The organism is Pantanalinema rosaneae CENA516 (assembly GCF_050753385.1).
Classification (GTDB): Bacteria; Cyanobacteriota; Cyanobacteriia; order Leptolyngbyales; family Leptolyngbyaceae; genus Pantanalinema; species Pantanalinema rosaneae.
Window position 1 is genome coordinate 1 of the sequence record NZ_JBLZFZ010000065.1, and the last position, 19079, is coordinate 19079.

At 49.4% G+C, this 19079-nt stretch carries 17 protein-coding genes; 11 read left to right on the plus strand and 6 right to left on the minus strand.

The features are described 5' to 3' along the window. Positions 1 to 34 precede the first annotated feature (34 nt). The gene (locus tag ACN4EK_RS26735) at positions 35 to 1015 is read right to left on the minus strand and encodes a metal ABC transporter substrate-binding protein (protein WP_431661350.1); all 981 of its coding nucleotides are present in this window, start codon (positions 1013 to 1015) and stop codon (positions 35 to 37) included. Between the two features lie 225 nt (positions 1016 to 1240). Here ACN4EK_RS26735 and ACN4EK_RS26740 point away from each other — a divergent pair, with 225 nt between their 5' ends. The 6 genes from ACN4EK_RS26740 (at position 1241) to ACN4EK_RS26765 (ending at position 7174) form a co-directional block, all read left to right on the plus strand. Beyond that, positions 1241 to 2017, plus strand: a complete 777-nt coding sequence (locus ACN4EK_RS26740) for a DUF305 domain-containing protein (RefSeq protein WP_431661351.1) — start codon at positions 1241 to 1243, stop codon at positions 2015 to 2017. A gap of 110 nt (positions 2018 to 2127) precedes the next feature. Further along, positions 2128 to 3600, plus strand: a complete 1473-nt coding sequence (locus tag ACN4EK_RS26745; protein WP_431661352.1) for a folate/biopterin family MFS transporter — start codon at positions 2128 to 2130, stop codon at positions 3598 to 3600. Positions 3601 to 3735: 135 nt separating this feature from the next. Continuing rightward, positions 3736 to 5265: a carotenoid oxygenase family protein gene (locus ACN4EK_RS26750; protein ID WP_431661353.1), complete on the plus strand. Its 1530-nt coding sequence runs from the start codon at positions 3736 to 3738 to the stop codon at positions 5263 to 5265. A 322-nt stretch (positions 5266 to 5587) separates the two neighbouring features. Continuing rightward, entirely contained in the window at positions 5588 to 6208 is a 621-nt protein-coding gene (locus ACN4EK_RS26755; RefSeq protein WP_431661354.1) for a DUF305 domain-containing protein, read from the plus strand. A gap of 395 nt (positions 6209 to 6603) precedes the next feature. Next, the gene (locus ACN4EK_RS26760) at positions 6604 to 6900 is read left to right on the plus strand and encodes a BrnT family toxin (RefSeq protein ID WP_431661355.1); all 297 of its coding nucleotides are present in this window, start codon (positions 6604 to 6606) and stop codon (positions 6898 to 6900) included. Then, complete coding sequence (locus ACN4EK_RS26765; RefSeq protein ID WP_431661356.1) at positions 6890 to 7174, plus strand: hypothetical protein; 285 nt, start codon at positions 6890 to 6892, stop codon at positions 7172 to 7174. The genes ACN4EK_RS26760 and ACN4EK_RS26765 overlap by 11 nt, the downstream gene beginning before the upstream one ends. Positions 7175 to 7295: 121 nt before the next feature. Here the strand turns inward: ACN4EK_RS26765 and ACN4EK_RS26770 are convergent, their stop codons facing one another. Beyond that, positions 7296 to 8444 carry a Fic family protein gene (locus tag ACN4EK_RS26770; protein WP_431661357.1) on the minus strand — a complete coding sequence of 383 codons (1149 nt, stop codon included), beginning with the start codon at positions 8442 to 8444 and terminating at the stop codon, positions 7296 to 7298. A gap of 324 nt (positions 8445 to 8768) precedes the next feature. On the opposite strand from ACN4EK_RS26770, the gene ACN4EK_RS26775 reads away from it, so the two are divergent. The 5 genes from ACN4EK_RS26775 to ACN4EK_RS26795 all read left to right on the plus strand — a co-directional run bounded on the left by ACN4EK_RS26775 (position 8769) and on the right by ACN4EK_RS26795 (position 14180). Next, positions 8769 to 10199, plus strand: coding sequence for a glycoside hydrolase 100 family protein (locus ACN4EK_RS26775; protein WP_431661359.1), 1431 nt, complete (start codon positions 8769 to 8771; stop codon positions 10197 to 10199). An 87-nt stretch (positions 10200 to 10286) separates the two neighbouring features. Then, a complete protein-coding gene (argB, locus tag ACN4EK_RS26780) occupies positions 10287 to 11186 on the plus strand; it encodes an acetylglutamate kinase (protein ID WP_431661360.1) in 900 nt (299 codons plus the stop codon). A 209-nt stretch (positions 11187 to 11395) separates the two neighbouring features. Further along, positions 11396 to 12427: an alpha/beta hydrolase gene (locus ACN4EK_RS26785; protein WP_431661361.1), complete on the plus strand. Its 1032-nt coding sequence runs from the start codon at positions 11396 to 11398 to the stop codon at positions 12425 to 12427. Between the two features lie 102 nt (positions 12428 to 12529). Continuing rightward, the gene (locus ACN4EK_RS26790; RefSeq protein ID WP_431661362.1) at positions 12530 to 13756 is read left to right on the plus strand and encodes a family 10 glycosylhydrolase; all 1227 of its coding nucleotides are present in this window, start codon (positions 12530 to 12532) and stop codon (positions 13754 to 13756) included. Positions 13757 to 13922: 166 nt separating this feature from the next. Further along, entirely contained in the window at positions 13923 to 14180 is a 258-nt protein-coding gene (locus tag ACN4EK_RS26795; RefSeq protein WP_431661363.1) for a hypothetical protein, read from the plus strand. Between the two features lie 57 nt (positions 14181 to 14237). Here ACN4EK_RS26795 and ACN4EK_RS26800 read toward each other — a convergent pair whose 3' ends face one another. The 4 genes from ACN4EK_RS26800 to ACN4EK_RS26815 all read right to left on the minus strand — a co-directional run bounded on the left by ACN4EK_RS26800 (position 14238) and on the right by ACN4EK_RS26815 (position 18890). Further along, entirely contained in the window at positions 14238 to 17171 is a 2934-nt protein-coding gene (locus ACN4EK_RS26800) for a cation-translocating P-type ATPase (protein WP_431661364.1), read from the minus strand. A 100-nt stretch (positions 17172 to 17271) separates the two neighbouring features. Continuing rightward, the gene (locus tag ACN4EK_RS26805; RefSeq protein ID WP_431661365.1) at positions 17272 to 17397 is read right to left on the minus strand and encodes a hypothetical protein; all 126 of its coding nucleotides are present in this window, start codon (positions 17395 to 17397) and stop codon (positions 17272 to 17274) included. A gap of 356 nt (positions 17398 to 17753) precedes the next feature. Further along, positions 17754 to 18101, minus strand: coding sequence for a hypothetical protein (locus tag ACN4EK_RS26810; protein WP_431661366.1), 348 nt, complete (start codon positions 18099 to 18101; stop codon positions 17754 to 17756). A 333-nt stretch (positions 18102 to 18434) separates the two neighbouring features. Then, on the minus strand, positions 18435 to 18890 hold the full coding sequence (locus ACN4EK_RS26815; RefSeq protein ID WP_431661367.1) for a hypothetical protein: 456 nt from the start codon (positions 18888 to 18890) through the stop codon (positions 18435 to 18437). Between the last annotated feature and the right edge of the window lie 189 nt (positions 18891 to 19079).

Here is a 19079-nt window from a genome sequence, read left to right on the forward strand (position 1 = left end):
AGATGTGTATAAGAGACAGCCATCTCCCCATCCCTCACCTCCCCTGCAAGCCTGCTACCAGCGTTGTCACATTATGTTCAATCAACTTCAGATAGGTAGTGGCGGGGCCCTCCGGTGGTGATAGAGAATCGACATAAAACACACCGCCAAACTTAGCTCCCGCCGCCTTCGCCACCTGTTGTTGGGGTTCGTTATTTACCGTACTCTCGCAGAACACGGCAGGAATCTGGTTGGTCTTGACTGTTTCAATCACGCGCTCAACTTGCCTGGGAGTCGCTTGTTGTTCCGCATTGACTGCCCATAGATAGACTTCCTTCAGATTGTAATCACGGGCAATGTAGGAAAATGCGCCTTCACAGGTGACGATATAGCGTTGGTTTTCTGGCAGTACGGAGAGTTCCTGCCGCAATTTTTGGTCGATCGCTTGAATTTGCTGGCGATACTTGGCGGCATTGGCGTTATAGGTAGCTTGATTGGCTGGATCGAGTTCAACCAACGCTTTACGAATGTTTTCTACATAGATCACGGCATTTTGGGGCGACATCCAGGCATGGGGGTTGGGCTGACCGGCATAGGCATCCGAGGCGATCGCGATCGGGGTAATCCCCTCACTCAACGTCACCTGTCGAACATTAGGGAGACTACTATAAAATTTCTCTGCCCACCGCTCCAGGTTCAACCCATTTTCCAGGATCAAATCGGCGGATTGTGCCCGTACTAGATCGCTGGGAGTGAACTCATACCCATGAATTTCGGCTCCTGGTTTCGTCAGCGATTCCACGATCGCTTGATCTCCGGCGACATTTTGCACCATGTCTGCCAGCACCGTAAACGTGGTTAAAATCACCTTCTTGGTTTGAGGATTAGCCGCTTCATTCCGAGGCGTTGGTGCGGTGGCTTGAGGTTCTGGGGGAGCAGTTTGACATCCGGTTAAACCAATTGCCATAAGTAGAACGATCGCGATCGCCCCGCTCCGCAATCCTGGTTTTGGTTGCCAACCCCGATTTACCTGCACAAACCCTCTTTCATATTTCTTTCATTTTTTCCAGCCTACACCAGGACGATCGAAAATGAAAAGAATATGAAAGGTGATTATCCTCACAAGATCCTCAAACTTCTTACCTATGCTGAGGATATGGGCGTTACTCTACTCTCTCCACAGCCTGTAACGCCCTTTTAACTCTTGATATTTTATTTTTTGCTGTTTTTTGCTGCACTCCAACGTTGGACGAGGTGAATTATGACTCGCAAGCCGCTGATCTACGGTTTGATTAGTCTCGTCACAGGTAGCATCATCACCGCGTTAGTGATCTTACTAACCACAGAAGCTGCTCCCCGATCGTTAGGAATAACCTGGACAGCCCCAATGGCAGTTTTACCCTCAATGGCACTGGCAGAAGCAACCACACCACAGCCCTCTCCCGCCCCTTTGCCCTGGCGATCGGGGATGATGGGCAATCCTGAACAGCACTTTATTGTCATGATGATTCCGCACCATAACGGGGCGATCGCGATGGCAGATCTGGCGCTGACCCGAGCGACCCATCCGGAAATCAAGCAACTGGCTCAGTCGATTCAAACCACTCAACGCCAGGAAAATCAGCAAATGATCGCCTGGTACAAGCAATGGTATGGGGCAGATGTGCCCGATTGGCAACCCGGAATGGGGATGAGTCTGGGGATGCGGCGGGGTGGTTATGGCATGGGCAGGATGGGCAAACGTACCATGGCTGGACAGAATTCTGCATCAGATCCAGGTTGGGGAATGATGGGGCGTGGCGGGATGGGGTGCATGAATATGACTCCTGATCTAGAGGCGTTGAAAGCCGCTTCGGACTTCGATCGCGCCTTTATTGAAGCCATGATTCCCCATCACCAAATGGGCGTGATGATGGCACAGATGGCATTAGTCCATAGTGATCGTCCTGAAATCCACACATTGGCAGACTCGATCGTCAAAACCCAAACGGCGGAAATCAAGCAAATGGAAGCGTGGTATCAAGCCTGGTATCGGTAATTGGTATCACTATGAACAAACCGGAGTAGCCTAATAACGAAGGATGATGTTTTCCCTCGAAGCAAAACGTTATCATAGGGGCAATTGATACGGTTTGTTACAGAATATCAATGATTGTTTCCTCCTCCGGTTTCGCCAAAATCAAAAACTCGTTTACAGACAAAGTTTTGTTGGGGCACGAACCAACCGCAGAATTGATCGCGATTTTGCTGGTCTACTTTGTGCAAGGCATTTTGGGGTTAGCTCGGTTAGCCATCAGCTTCTTCCTCAAGGACGAGTTGGGACTGAATCCGGCTGAGGTGTCTGCCCTGGTGGGGATTGCGGCTCTGCCCTGGATGGTGAAGCCGCTGTTTGGCTTTATCTCGGATGGGTTGCCGATTTTTGGCTATCGTCGTCGTCCGTATCTGATTCTGTCGGGCATCCTGGGAGCGTTATCCTGGGTGGCACTGGCAACGATCGTCGAAACTCCCTGGCAAGCCATGATCGCGATCGCCCTCAGTTCCCTCTCCGTCGCCTTCAGTGATGTGATTGTCGATTCCCTGGTGGTAGAACGGGCGCGGCAGGAATCGATCGGTGATGCCGGTTCCCTGCAATCCATTTGTTGGGGTGCGTCTTCCGTGGGTGGATTGCTGACAGCGTACCTGAGTGGCTTTTTACTTCAACATTTCACCACCCGCACCGTCTTTGGCATCACAGCCACCTTTCCGCTGATTGTATCGCTGGTTGCCTGGTTAATTGCTGAATCCCGGACGACTGATGCTACCAACTGGTCAGCCGTAGGACAACAACTGGGACAACTGAAGCAAGCGATTAGTCAAAAATCGATCTGGCTGCCCACAGCATTTCTATTTATCTGGCAAGCCATGCCGACCGCCGACTCAGCCTTCTTCTTCTTCACCACGAATGAACTGCATTTTGAGCCAGAGTTCTTAGGACGGGTGCGCTTAGTCACCAGTTTGGCTTCCCTGGTCGGGATCTGGCTGTTTCAACGCTTCCTCAAAACCGTACCCTTTCGGATTATCTTCGGCTGGTCTACGGTGATTTCCTCCCTGTTAGGCATGACAACGCTGCTGCTGGTGACCCATGCCAATCGATCGCTGGGCATTGATGACCACTGGTTTAGTCTAGGCGACAATCTGATTCTGACGGTGATGGGGCAGATTGCTTTTATGCCGGTGCTGGTGTTAGCGGCGCGGCTCTGTCCGTCGGGAGTGGAAGCGACACTGTTTGCCTTGCTAATGTCGATCGTCAACTTGGCTGGGATGTTGTCCTACCAGTCGGGGGCACTACTGATGCACTGGTTGGGCATTACGGCGAATGATTTCACGAATTTGACCTGGCTGGTAATTATCACTAACCTATCGACCCTGCTACCGCTACCGTTTTTAAGTTGGCTCCCTGCTGCGAGTGACATTGCGCCTGAGGAAACCCAATCCCCTAGCTTGCAGCCTGCATCATCCCTGGAATTTGAACTGGATTCAGCCACCTCGCCCTCTAAGCATTTAGCGCAACCGTTTATTCCTGATTTGATGACGGAGTTTGCGCCACCATCGCGTCATGCCGAAGCGGTGACAGAAGAGTAAGAAGCCTACCAAATGTTAGAGGTCAAGGTCTAGACGTTTACAGTACAACGTCAACAGGATCACTGGCTGGACTGCTGACAATGGTTTGGTGACTCCCTATTCCGATCGTCCTTATCCCTAAGCTATATCTCTCCTATGCAAACCCAAGCTCAACCGATCGCAGCGTCTACGCAACCATCCTATACGCGGGAAGACTGGCAAAAAGGCTATCGATCGCTCTACGAGGAATTTGATTACTGGATTGATGATATTGAGGGGGAAATCCCGGCGGGTCTGCAAGGAACCCTATTCCGCAATGGGCCGGGTTTACTGGATATCAATGGGCAACCGCTGCAACACCCGTTTGATGGGGATGGCATGATTTGCGCGATCGCTTTTCAGAATGGTCGTGCCCATTTCCGCAATCGGTTTGTCCGGACTGAAGGCTATGTGGCAGAACAGGCGGCTGGGAAGATTTTGTATCGAGGTGTGTTTGGCACCGATAAGCCCGGTGGGTGGTTTGCCAACCTGCTGGACTTCAAACTGAAGAATATTGCCAATACCAATGTAATTTATTGGGGCGACAAGCTATTAGCACTGTGGGAAGCCGCCGAACCCTATCGACTTGATCCAGATACGTTAGAAACGATCGGCTTGGATTACCTGAATGGGTTACTCCAACCGGGTGCTGCTTTTGGCGCTCATCCCTGGGTTGATCCGGCTGATCACCAGGATGGGACTCCCTGTTTGGTCAACTTTTCGATTAAAACCGGGCTGTCTTCCACGATTAACCTGTACGAATTTAATCCCAGTGGCAAATTGGTGCGGCAATATGCCCACACAGTTCCTGGTTTCGCCTTTATCCACGACTTCGCGATTACTCGCCATTACTGCATCTTTTTCCAAAATCCGGTGCAGTTTAATCCGTTACTTTATTTTGCTGGACTGCGGACGGCGGGGGAATGTATTCATTTCCGTCCCGAACAGCCGACGAAAATTATTGTGATTCCGCGTCAGCAAGCAGGTAGTGCAGAGTCTCAAAATGCCAGTGAGGCAGCGATCGCCAAAGTGTTTGAAACAATGGCAGGCTTTGTCTTCCATCACATCAATGCCTTTGAAGACAGCGATGACATAGTAATTGACTCCATTTGTTATCAGTCGTTACCTTCCGTGGAACCAGATGCCGATTTTCGCCAAACCAACTTTGAGGCGCTTGATCCGGGTCAGATCTGGCGTTTCCGGGTGAATTTGCAAACCGGGGAAATTTCTAAGCAATTGTTAGAAGCTCGTTGTTGTGAGTTTCCGGCAATTCATCCGGCGAAAGTGGGTCGTCCCTATCGCTACTTCTACATCGGTGCGGCGGATGCTCCGACGGGTAATGCACCTCTACAAGCCATCCTCAAAGTTGATCTGGAAACTGGTCAGCGGTTAATCTGGAGCGCTGCCCCCCGTGGCTTTATGACCGAACCGATCTTCGTCCCTCGATCGCCCGACTCCACCCAAGTCATCGGTGCTGAAGATGATGGTTGGTTGTTAGCCCTGGTATTTGATGCCGCTCACGATCGCTCCGATCTGGTGATTCTCGATGCCCGTGATTTAACCTGTGTGGCACGTCTGCATCTAAAACATCACGTTCCCTATGGCTTACACGGCAGCTTTACTCCAGAAGTGTTTGGCGTGAAGTAGGGTTGGTTGAACACTGTCCTCGATCGCTCCAATTCTGCTGGAATCAGGGCGATCGAGTTAGGGCTGCATCAGTAGAAATTAATACAAAGTTGCGAACTATCCAGCTTCAGCAGCAGATTGTGCAGAGAGCTTCTACCCAAACAGTGAATCTTAGGTATGATGCCGAATCATTCTACCTATTCACCCTAAATTAGAATCTGAGGCAGAAATTTTCCGTCTAATAATAGTTAGGCTATGTCGATATTGGAACCTGGCAGCTTCTTAAATCTTGCTGGAATTGCTGCTGGACTCGTACTCACTATGTATGCCAACCATAGGAGTGATGCAAAAAGTTGAGCCAGAGCACTATTTTGAAATAGTGGCACTCCAATGGAGAAGCAATATGGATCAACAGAAACAAATGCCAGGGATGGGCTGGAACCGATTCGCGGCGATGATCGCGACCTCAACTTTCATCATGTTTTTCTTGATGTATCAGCTCATATACTCACTTGATCACGCAATGTTTAGCGTAAACCGACTGGTTGCCTCATTGGTAATGGGTTGCGTGATGACCATTGTGATGCTTTCCTTCATGTGGTCGATGTACCGAGGCATAGGAACCAAGATTGCAGTTCTCGGCGTGGCTACTGCGCTAGGCTTGATTCTACTCTCCGTGAATAGAACCCAGGCACTAATCGGAGATGTCAACTTCATGAAGTCGATGATTCCTCACCACTCCATTGCTATTAATAATGCGCGAAAGGCAAGCATTAGTGATCCACGCGTTCGTAAGCTGGCGGATGAGATCATTGAGTCGCAGGTGCGTGAAATAGCTGAGATGCAGTTACTTCTCGATGATATTGCGCGGAACGGAGAACAGGGGACAGCGGCGGAGCTTCCTGCTCGCTCGACCGAAATCACCTCTAATATGGAGCGTCAGATTAGGGAAGCGGTGCAGTAAATAAGCAGGTTTTCGTTGTGAATGCAATGCCTAACCATCCCAACGCAGCGGACGGACGAGAGCCACTGGTGCTAAGTTCGATAGTAATCTGCCGCCGCTGACTGGGGTCGTTAGAACGATCGCCATTTGTGATCTTAATAGCTCCATTTGTTATTCCGGCTGCTATGTTTGCTGATGGAGGAGTAGCGATCGCGGTAAACCCCAGATGCTTAAGGAATGACTTCCTGCTGCACCCTATAGCGGTACAGAAAAAACAGTGAGATCGTTGAGCTACTTTTCCTGATCTGTGTGGCAGTGCTCAATTGCTGCTGTTGAGAGCCAAGAGCGATCGTGCCCATCAACTGCAACACCAAAATGTATTGACAGTGTAAATACGTCTTACTTACACTACAAGCATGGATGTGTATTTCGTTCTCAATGGCATCACGTTTGTCTGGAATGACGAAAAAGCCAGGATCAACCCAATTAACCACGACAGCGTGACATTTCAGCAAGCCGCAGAAGTTTTCTTCGATCCATTGCTTGTGGTCGTTGATGCAAGTCGCAATGATGAAGCACGAGATGCTGTTATTGGTTTAGATCGACGTTGGAACTTGCTATACGTTGTCTTCATTGAGCGAGAGAACGACATGATTCGGATCATTTCAGCTCGGAAAGCGACACGGAAGGAGCGGGAATTTTATGAAACCTGAGACGTTGAAAAAGCGGCTAGATCGAAATCGTCCCATGACGACGATCACAATTCGGATGCCTGAAGATGTGATTGAGGATTTGAAGCAAGTTGCACCACTGCTTGGTTTTTCTGGGTATCAACCGTTAGTGCGTGCTTATATTGGGCAAGGGTTGCGGGCTGATTTGGAGCGTTTAGAAGGCGATACGGTGTTTGCATTGATCGCTAGTTTAAAGCGTCATGGTGTCAGTGATGAAGTGATTCAAGAGGCGTTGGGCGAAGTAACTCAGCGTTAGTTAGAGCTTGAGTTGCAACCAGCATCTAACAATGAAAAATAGACATAACGAACATACTACAATGCTTTCTGCTTCGTTCTGAGTCCCTGCTGCCGCTGATTTGAAGCGTTGCACGTTGCTGCTAGGCATCCCTGAAGACAGCCAAATACGGTGCATAAGAAAATGCTCGATTGCGCTTTTGTCCAGTAATTTCTTGCAGCAGACCTATATCGCTAAGATCCTTAATTAAAGTGTTGGCATTGGGATATGACAAATTTGTAATCGTCTCAGCATGTTCCACAGTAAAAATTGGTCTGAAATAAAGGCTCTCAAGCAAGGCGATCGCGTTACCTGACCTACGCCCCATTGCATTAAGTACTAATTGACGATGTTCCTCTTTCAAGTTGACTATTTTACGAGCAGTAGCAGCAGCTTCTTGAGCAACTTCATAAACGCCACGCAAAAAGAATTTTAGCCAACCTTCCCAATTGCCGCTGTCCCGGACAGCCTGAAGGCGATCATAATATTCAGTGCGGTATTTTTTGAAATAGTAGGAAATGTAAAGCAAAGGGCGTTGTAGTATATTTTGCTCACATAACAGAAAGGTAATTAACAATCGTCCTGTTCTTCCATTACCATCAAGAAAAGGATGAATAGTTTCAAATTGAGCGTGAGCTAATCCCACCTTGATTAAGGTAGGCAAAGGTTGTGGACTATGCAAGAATTTCTCTAAATTATCTAGAGATTGGAGCATCTCATGTGGTGGTGGTGGAACATAGGTTGCTTCAGCTAGGGAACATCCTCCTGCACCAATCCAGTTTTGACTACGGCGAAACTCTCCTGGATTACGTTCGGCTCCCCTCACTCCCTTCATTAACTCTTGGTGAATTTCTCGAATAAGCCGCAAAGATACAGGTAACTCTCTGAGTCGCTCAAGACCATAATTAATCGCAGAGATGTAATTCACGACCTCTGCTACCTCTTGAGGGTTATCTGGTTCTAAAGCCTGAGATTCAAATTCTAGAACATCGATCAAAGATGCTTGTGTGCCCTCAATTTGGCTCGATAAAACTGCTTCTTTACGAACGTACATGAATACAAATAAATCTGGGTTTGGGAGCGCATCAGTCGCTCCGTCTAGGCGACCCAACGCCCGATCGGCTTGAGACAGCAAATTCCACATCTCCTGATCCATAATAATTTCAGGCACGGGTGGCAATGGATTAGGTATAAAGGCTTTGTAGCCTTCTATCTGTTCTACATATTGTCCTGCTCTAGAAGCCCCAATCATTGTTATCGGTTTCGATAATACTGAATAAATTTTAATTCTATATTATCAAAAACCCCTCTTTTTCGTTAATAAGCTTGTTTCTTGTGGAGTGTTGACACTATATCTAGTGTTATGTGGAGCAACTCAACACTACGTTGATGCAGGAGGAGCATAAGAGGTTGAAGATTGTCTGCTATCGTCCAATTTTCCTGTTAGCCGCTTCAGTATACTGTCAGTCTTCCAAACGGCTTGAAACCGACAAACTATCTGATCAGGCAAGTCGCTCGCCATAAAAGTGGGTGACTGAATAAGCTTTCGCAACTAGTTATTCATGGACGATCGCGGGTGTGTAACCTTTGTTATCCTCAAACTGGAACGAGTACAGAGGAAAGCAGCTTGGGTGAGCCGACGATCGTAGAACAGGCATGGGCAGCGTTAGAAGAGTCAATTATTTATTACCAGGGAGAGCCGATCGGGACGATCGCAGCCCGTGATCCGGATATTGCCGCCCTGAATTATGACCAGTGTTTTGTGCGGGATTTTGTTTCCTCTGCCTTTTTATTTCTGATCAAAGGTAGACCGGAGATTGTCCGGAATTTTCTGGAGGAAACCCTGAAATTACAGCCAAAAACGCGGCACTTGGATAGCTCGAAACCGAGTCGGGGACTCATGCCTGCCAGTTTCAAAGTTGGGACAGTGTACGGCAAAGAATATCTGAAAGCTGACTTTGGCGATCATGCGATCGGGCGGGTGGCTCCAGCCGATTCCTGTTTGTGGTGGATCTTGCTACTACGGGCATACGTGATCGCGACCCAGGACACCGAGTTTGCCGATCGTCCGGATGTGCAGCAAGGGATTCGGTTGATCCTGGAACTCTGTATGGTGACGCGGTTTGACATGTATCCAATGGTATTGGTGCCCGACGGAGCCAGTATGATCGATCGCCGCATGGGATTGTACGGGCATCCATTGGATATTCAATCGCTGTTCTATGCCGCACTGCGAGCCAGTTTGGAACTGTTGCGACCGATCGAGGAAAATCACGCCATGATTGAGGCGGTCTATAGCCGGATTCGTCCGTTACTGCGGCAGTTGCGGGAGAATTATTGGCTGGATACCGAACGGTTGAATGTGATTTACCGCTATCGGGTGGAGGAGTACGGCGAAGAAGCTTTAAACCAGTTCAATATTTACTCCGACTCCATCCCGTTTTATCGCTTAGCGAAATGGTTGCCGGAAGCGGCAGGCTATCTGGCAGGCAATCTCGGACCTTCGCAAATGGACTGTCGCTTTTTCGCGATCGGCAATTTACTGGCAATTACCTCGTCCCTGGCAGATGAGTATCAATGTCATCGCATCTTGAATTTGATTGAACTGCGGTGGACAGATCTGGTCGGCAATATGCCGATGAAATTGTGTTATCCGGCGTTGGAAGATATTGAATGGCGGATTGTTACTGGCGCTGATCCGAAAAATCGCCCCTGGTCGTATCATAATGGCGGCAGTTGGCCGATGTTGCTGTGGATGTTGACGGCAGCCGCCCGCAAGATGCAGCGAGCCGAGTTAGCCCACCATGCGATCGCCATTGCGGAACGGCGGTTACTCAAAGAACAGTGGCCGGAATATTACGATGGGCCGGATGGTCGCTTAATTGGCAAGGAAGCCCGGAAATTTCAGACCTGGACGATCGCGGGTTACTTACTGGCTAAGGAACTAATCGCCAATCCAGATCACCTGAAGCTGATTACCTTTGAGGCGGAAACCACCCACGTCTAAAAACTGTGGCGATCGATCATCTCCAGGGTGGCAGTTTCCTCTACACTGCATATAATTTGGCTTAATTTTCTCCCGACACAATTGAAATTGACTGCGAGTGATGCCATGCAAACCGATGCCGCTACGAGAGTTCAGATTCTGAGCGAAGCTCTACCGTATATTCAACAACTGACTGGGAAAACGGTTGTGATTAAGTACGGTGGGGCTGCCATGAAAGATAGCACCCTCAAGGATCAGGTGATCCGGGATGTGGTGCTGATGGCTTGTGTCGGCATTCGCCCGGTGCTGGTGCATGGCGGCGGGCCTGAAATTAATACCTGGTTGGACAAATTGGGCATTGAACCCCAGTTTAAGAATGGTCTGCGAGTCACCGATGCCCCAACGATGGATGTGGTGGAAATGGTATTGGTCGGACGAGTTAACAAAGAACTGGTTGCCTTAATTAACCAGGCAGGTGGTAGTGCAGTGGGGCTATGTGGTAAGGATGCCAATCTGATCATGGCTCGTCCGACCGATGCGGAAGGGGTGGGATTTGTTGGCGAGGTGACTAGCGTCGATACCAAGATTTTGGAATCGTTGGTCAAGAGTGGCTATATTCCGGTGGTGTCGAGTGTCGCGGCTGATTGTACTGGACAGGCGTATAACATTAATGCGGATACGGTAGCCGGTGAAATTGCGGCGGCATTAGGAGCCGAAAAATTAATTCTGTTGACGGATACGGCGGGAATTTTACGAGATTACAAAAATCCGGAGACACTGATTGCCAAAGTGGATATCGCGGAAGCTCGGAATCTGATCGATACCGGAATCGTCTCCGGTGGCATGATTCCGAAGGTGACTTGCTGTGTGCGATCGCTGGCGCAGGGAGTTCGGGCGGCTCACATCATTGATGGTCGGTTGGCGCATTCGTTGTTGTTAGAGGTGTTTACGGATGCGGGGATTGGGTCGATGATCGTGGCATCGGAGTATCTGTCTCCTAAACGCTAAGCTCGGCATCTGTAGGTTGTCGGTTTGTGGCATCACCCTACCGAGGGTCTTCCCCTCGGACTCCCGCTACGTGGGGTCCTAACTCCCCCACGCCCCCCGAAAGGATTTATCTGTAGAGAATCAATACAGAAGTGGGTGGCTTGGCTAGACCTGAGGCACACTAAGCTCCAGTGTGATGCTGCCTCTACGTTGTGATTTGGTCTACCTCTATGCCTGATTATGCTGCGGCGACGAAAGCGATCGCGCTATCTGCCAAAACTCGGGAGGCTCAACTACCGCTGTTGAGCGATCGCTGTGCCTCTCGGTTTTTCCTGCATCCCCAACCGACGGAACGGGTGTGTTTGTTTTTTCATGGGTTCACCGCCGGCCCACATCAGTTTGTGCCGATGGGCGAAATGTTTTATCGGGCAGGCTATAACGTGCTAATTCCCTTGCTACCGGGACATGGGGAAGCTGGAGCCTGGAGTAAAACCAATCCGCCACCGTTGCCAACTGATCCGCTGGTCTATCAGAAGTTTGCTTTGGAGTGGTTGGAGAAAGCCCAATCGCTGGGGAAGCAGGTGATTGTGGGTGGCTTGTCGGCGGGGGGGACGATGGCGGCTTGGTTAGCTTTGGAACGTCCCCAGGCGATCGATCGTGCCTTGCTGTTTGCGGCATACCTCAGTAGTAGCAGCAAAGTGGTGGATTTGATGGTGAAGTCGATGAACACCTATTTTGAATGGATTAGTACCGATTCCCCGATCGCCCCAGGAGGTTACAAAGGCTTCTCACTACCAGCCCTGCGAGTATTTCTGAATATGGGCAGCGACATCCTAAAACGGGCACCGAAACAAGCCACTCCGCCGATGTTTATTATTTCCAGTGAAAGTGATATTGCAGTAGGCAACTTTGACCACAGAGGCTTGTTTGAAACCCTAGTGAAACGGCAACCCATCACCTGGTATCACTGCTTCAACAAATATCTGTCAATCCCCCACACCATGATGACTAAGGTGGAGGGCAACCAGTGGGAAGGCGTGTTGAATACAATGGCTCGATCGTTTGTCGAAAGTCGTCTGTCTTGGGCGGAAGTGGAGGAGATTGGCTACCGCATGACTCAGGGTAAAACCTTCGATCAAGTGGTCGCTGAATTAGGCATTGCCGCCAAAGCCTCCCGTGATATGCCTGCCATGATGACGATGGTGGATAAACGGGCGATCGTGGAGGCGCGGAATCCTCACCGGAATCGTCGCAGAATTTAGCTTCTGATCAGGTTTAGGAAAATGCCTGAGTTCGTGTGAAGTGATCTAGGAAGTAGGGGCATGATTTCCTAACCCCTCGATCGATCGCTTTAACCAATTATTATGGCTTCTAAAAAAGAAAAAAAGGGATGTGGATGTGCCAATATCCCCATCTCATTTATCCTAATTTTGCTGGGTGGAGCCTATTGGGGCTTTACCAATTTAGATAAACTCAATCTCGGCCGATTTCTGCCTGAACCAATTAGCCAACTTTTACCCAATAGCCAGCAGGCGGCTCCCGCGATCGACGCGCCTACGCCTATGGCAAACTCTCCGTCACCAACAGCAACTCCAACCAGTACACCAACTCCTCAGCCACAAGTTTCAGCCTCTCCTAAACCAACGAACCAGCCACTTGTTACCACTAAGCCAAAACCAACCTCGTTAGCTCGAACGGCTTGGCAGAACAAGGAAATTCGAGGCATTTATTTAAGTCGCTATCAGGTGACGAATAACGCGGATGAACAAACGATTCGGCAACGAGTGCGGTACTATCGGCAGCAAGGCATGAATACGATCATTCATGGCGTGTGGGGTAATGGCTGCACCATGTACAACAGTCAGGTGATGCAGCAGGCGTTTGGCTACGACAGTTGCCCGAATCAGTTTCAAGATCAATGGTTAAATTGGCTAATTGATGAGGCGCACAAACAGGGGATGCAAGTTCATGCCTATTTTGAGAAGGGGATTAAACTCGATCAAAATAGCCCGATTTTTGATTTAGCCGTAGCCAAAAAATGGATCGTCCCTGGAGTCGATAAAACCTATCCCAGCATCGATCATTATGTCCTGGATGTCGAGAATCCCGAAGTCGCCAGCTTCTTTAGAAAAATATCGGTTGAGTTTGTCCGCAAATATCCTCAAATTGATGCCGTACAGTGGGATGACTACCTGGGGTATTACGCGGGCTTACCGGGCAAAGTCGATCGCACCGCCGGGTTAACGAAATTTGTTCGGCAAATGCGGGACGACATCAAAAAAGCTAATTCTCAAGTCAGTTTTGATCTGTGCCACCATAATCCTTATTGGGGTAAACGCTATTTCGCCGCAGATTGGGAAAACTGGAATGTCGATCGCGTCTTCATTCAAACTTACAACGATGCTAACTTTTATCAGGAGTTAGCCTATGCCGAGAAATATGCCGGAGTGGCGATTACTGAGAAGCAATTGTCTCGCTTAAAAGAGCTAGTGAATAACTCCAAAATTAAGAGCGTTCTACTTTTTCCTTCTTCAGGCAAACCGGAAGCCGCATCCGCTTTGGTGAAAAACTATACGCCAATTAAACCGTAAAAGCTGGTCACGACAATAGTGCTGACCAAGCAAAATTTGCCTAATCAGTCACGCCACTAATCGTCCTACTCAGACTTGTCATCCCTATTAAGGTCGTTGTTAAACCATGATTTGCGCGATAGTCTAAATGGCTAAAATGGTCTGATCTGAGGATGAGCGTTTACTGATGAAAACGGCATTGATAGGATTATTACTGCTATTTAGTTTACCTGCGGCTTTAACTGGCTGTGGTTTTCCGGGAGGGAATGCAGAACGGGAGGAACAGGCGGAACAGCGAGAGGCGGATACTCGCTTAGGTGAAAGGAGGCAAAATCAAGCCGATGACGATGATGATGACGACGACGATGATGAACAGGGCGAGAAGTCGAGGGAACAGCGCCTTGAACAGACGGATCGAAAAGCTGCCGATAAAGATGATGACTAAAAATCCCTCGATCGCTCGGTAGACAAAATCGGGATTGTTTACCTGGCAATCACACGGCTATTTGGAGCGACGGACGATCGCTTTCCGCAGTTCTTCGGCTCCCAACAGCAACACAGGACAGGCAATCAACATCAGCCATTGCCAGGTAGCTAACGGCGTTGTAGCAAACACGCGGCTCAAAGGTGGCAAGTGAATGAAGGCAAGCAAGGCAACGCATTCCACGCCAATGCCGATCCACAGTAAACGATTCTGCCGCCAGGAAAGTCGTGTGAACGATACCCATTCCGATCGACAGGCAAATAAATTCCCAATTTGACAGGCGACGATCGCGGCGAGGGTAACGGTAGTCGCTTGGCGATAAATCGCGGTGACTTCTGGACTGGCGGTGTGCGTCAAAATCGCCGGGGTGATTGCTTGCAGGTCAGCGATCGAGTAGCCATGACTCCACCAGACGATCAGGAAACCCAACATCGACAGAAGGGCTTCGATCACGCCCAAAAACCCATAGGCACGCAATAACAACGGCGTATTCAGCAAAAATTCCTGCTTGCTCCGAGGAGGTTGTTGCATAATGCCAGCTTCCGGGGGTTCGGCGCCCAGCGCCAGGGCGGGCACCATATCCGTACCTAGATCGACCGCCAGAATTTGCAGAATCGTTAAAGCAGGGGGAATCTTGAACGCCACCATTGCCAGGAAGGGCACAATTTCCGGCACATTGGATGCCAGGATATAGGTCATGAATTTACGAATGTTGCGGTAAATCGCCCGTCCCTGTTCCACCGCCCTAACGATCGTGGCAAAGTTCTCATCGGTCAGCACAATATCGGCGGCTTCCCGCGCTACATCGGTGCCATTCATCCCCATCGCAATGCCGATGTTTGCCGCTCGTAAGGCAGGCGCATCATTGACCCCATCCCCCGTCACTGCCACCACATCCCCCATGGCTTTATACGCTTGCACTAAGCGCAGTTTATGTTCCGGTGACATCCGAGCGAACACTAACCCCGATCGATACTTGAGAATCTGACGCAGTTGGGCATCCGATAAATGTCCCATGCCTTCTCCAGTCACAACTCGGACTCGTTCCCCAATTAACCCTATCTGCCGCGCGATCGCTTCCGCCGTTAAGCCATAGTCACCTGTCACCATCGTCACTTTAATTCCGGCTTGATGGCATTGGGCGATCGCGTCTGGGACTTCGGGACGGGGCGGATCGAACATGGCGACTAAGCCAATCAAGACCAGATTTTGTTCTAATTCCTGTGCCCGTAACTCTAATAGTTCATCGCCTCCCGGACGGGCAGCGACCCCTAACACGCGGAATCCCTGGCGTGCCAAATCATCATTTGCAGTAGCGACCTGTTGCCGATCGGGTTGGTGCAGTTCCTCCGTTCTACCGTTCCGCAGGATGAAATGACAATGCCGCAACACTTCTAACGGTGCGCCTTTAGTTAAGGCTAAATGGGGGAAATTAGTTGTCCACAAGGGTTGCGATCGCCAGTCCAGAATCACCGTCATCATGCGGCGACGGGAATCAAACGGGATTTCTCGTAACCGGGGAAACTGTTGCTGTAACTGTTCCAAATTTAATCCGGCTTTCGCCGCAACCACGAGTAACGCGGCTTCCGTGGGATCGCCAATTTCCTGCCAACGACTGGGAGCCGTGAGATGAATTAACCGCGCATTGGAACAGAGGGCAGCCCCCGCTAACAGCAAATGAACTTTCCAGGGATTGCTAAAGTCAGGTGGGAGTTGCACCGTCCCGATCGTCGGGTCATATCCCGCTCCAGTGACGGCAATCTGCATAACATCATTTGACTGAGATATTTCTGTAACCTCCTGACCTGGCAACCAGAGATACCGGACGGTCATTTCGTTTTTCGTTAGGGTTCCCGTTTTATCGGTACAAATCACGGTGGTGGCACTGAGGGTTTCTACTGCCGATAACCGTCGGACTAAAGCATTCCGTCGTGCCATCCGTTGCACCCCCAACGCCAAAGCTAACGTCACCGTTGGCAATAAACCTTCTGGCACATTTGCCACAATAATCCCAATGGCAAAGATGAAACTTTCGGTAACATCCATGCCAATCAAAAAGTAACTTAAACAAAATACCGTTACTCCCATGCCGATCGCGATCGCCGTAATTAACCGGACAATTCGCGCCACTTGCACTTCCAATGTGCTGGGTTCTCGTTTGACGATCGTGGTCAGGTGCGCCACTTGCCCAAATTCAGTTTGCGCTCCGGTAGCGTAGACAACCGCGATCGCTCGTCCGGCGGCAACCGTAGAACCCGCTAACACCAGGTTGGCAATCTCGGCGGGATTAACGCGCTCCTGTAAGGGTTGTTCACCCGGATGAACTAAGGTTTTGCCACCTCGAACGGGCATTGCTTGCCGCACCCGCACCGGGTAAGCACTCCGCGCCACAGGCAACGATTCTCCAGTCAGAACAGACACATCAATATACAAACTTTCGGCAGACACTAACCGAGCATCGGCAGAAATGCGATCGCCTTCCTCCAATTGCATCACATCCCCGCGCACCAGTTCCCGCGCCGGAATTTGTTGCAGTTCTCCCTGCCGATAGACTTTTACCTGCATCGGTAACACGTTCTTTAAGGCGGCTAACGCTCGTTCGGCTTGAAACTCCTGGGAGAAGCTAAAGATGGCATTAATCCAGATCACTGCCCAAATTGCCCAGCCGAGTTCGGGAGTCCGAGAGATAAAGGCTAAAATTCCGGCAACCCACAGCAGTAATGCCATGAAGTGGGTGAGTTGATCGGTGAACCGCAACCATAAAGGGCGATGGGCTGGTTCAGGTAACTCATTCGCCCCAAATTTCTCCAGTCGTTGGGCGGCTTCTAGCTCGGATAAGCCACTGGCTGAGGTATGAAGAAAGTCATAAACTGCGTCAACAGGCAATGTCCAGACAGGTTGATGAAACGCCACCATAATGTCTAGCTCCTCGGCTAACTGCCGCGATCGCACTCTTACCTAATGTTTTCGCATGTTTCTGGTCTGCCCTCACCTGAACTTAACGTTTCTTGCCGGACTCTGTTCAGCCCCAATTGAATAATCGATTCACTGGCTAGGCAGTCAGCGGTAAATTCAATCCATCTGCTTCGATCAGTAATTGCCGTTCTTGAATACGATCGCGGCGATTGAGTTGCAAAATGCGAACTGTGACTCGACCAATTGCAGCTATCGTGTACACAGACCCCTAAATTGAGGGTTAGATTCCGGTTTGATCCCCCTAAATCCCCCTTGAAAAGGGGGACTTTGAGCGGTTCGGTTCCCTCCTTGTTAAGGCTACCGTGTATACATAAGTGATCAAATCTAGCCGAAGCACTGACGAACCGCCCCCCAACCCCCAATTCTGGGGGAGCCGAACGATTCAAAGTCCCCCAGAATTGGGGGATTTAGGGGGCTAAAAGGATGCAAACGAAGTCAGCCTCGATTTGTGTGTACACAGTAGCCTTGTTAAGGAGGGCTAGGGAGGATCAAAAGCTAGAAACACCAAGAAGACTTGTGCATATACGGTAGATAGATTGAAGTTAGAAAGCAAGGAAACTATTTAAGCTTAATTAGAGCTTGAGCCTTGGCAATCCGAACGAGATATTCAAGATATTGGTACTGCTGCCAAATCTGCTCTTCCTCTGCTGTTAATCCTTGTATCCGATGTTTTTCTAGTAAGCTGCTGATATGGCTTTGTAACGCTTCCGAGGGACGTAAAGCGAGAATTTCTTCTGGAGACGGCAATGCAGCCAGAAACTCTAAGACTTCTGCTGCCCCAGTGAACCCAATCTGGGCACCCGCATTCAACTCTCGCAGACCCAATTGGAGGATTTGCGGGAGTTTGTCTGCAAGAGAACCTACCTCAGAAGCTAGGTCATCAGGGAGTTCCAATGTGATCTGCATTATCACCTGTGGGTACTTTAGATATCAGTGTAGCAAAGCAGAGTTCGTAGCAATCTAGATCTTGTAATTTCAAATCATGTCTGATTAATGCAGAGTTTCTTAAATTTGTGTCTGATCCAACAAAATCCGATCGGCTCATAAAATTTTGTCAGCAGGTAGCCCAAATGTAGGATGTGTTAGGCGTAGCCGTAACGCATCAAATCCTTTGACAGCATGGGTTACGCTATCGCTAACCCATCCTACGAAAAGCTAGGATCACAGATTAATAAATTGCAATTTCGTAGGGTATGTTCGGGCAACGTAACGCACCACCTAAACAGGCTCTATATCTTCCTACGATCTAGTAATTCGTCGGACAGGTAAACGTGCATCCAAGTTAATATTATTTTTGCTACAAATATCTCTGACATCATTGGCAGCCTCAATCGCCCAGTGAACTCGCTCGATCGCATATTCCGCTTGGCAGGAAGTAGCACCATGAACTAACCTGTGCCGTAATCGAAACGATCGACCCAGACCATCCCAATTCCTCACCACTTCAGGAAGCCGTAGTTGAATATTTGGATAAACTTCATCTCTCCAAGCTTCTTTATATCGATCAAGTCCATGACAGTTCCTCAGTTTTTCTCGAACCATTACATTAGGAGAAGTTCCAAGGGCAATGATTGCCCGCCGCACTGTCCACTCAAAGTGAATCACGGCAAGCAGAGCAGATAATGCTGGGTCTTCTGCCAAAAATTGCTTAATGCGATTTTCCCGAGACGAACTGGAATCGTTAACTAAAAACATTGACTAGGAGTTTTAGTATTGCTCAACAGTGTCGGTTACTTTGTAGCACGTTTAATTTGCTCCAGGTAGAGTTGTCTATTCTTTGACTGGCTCGAAACCAATAGAGCTGAGAACTTGAACGATCGTCAGCGATCGCCCCACCATTTCCCGCCAACCAGAGATTAAACTGATGTTGCAGAAGTACCACTT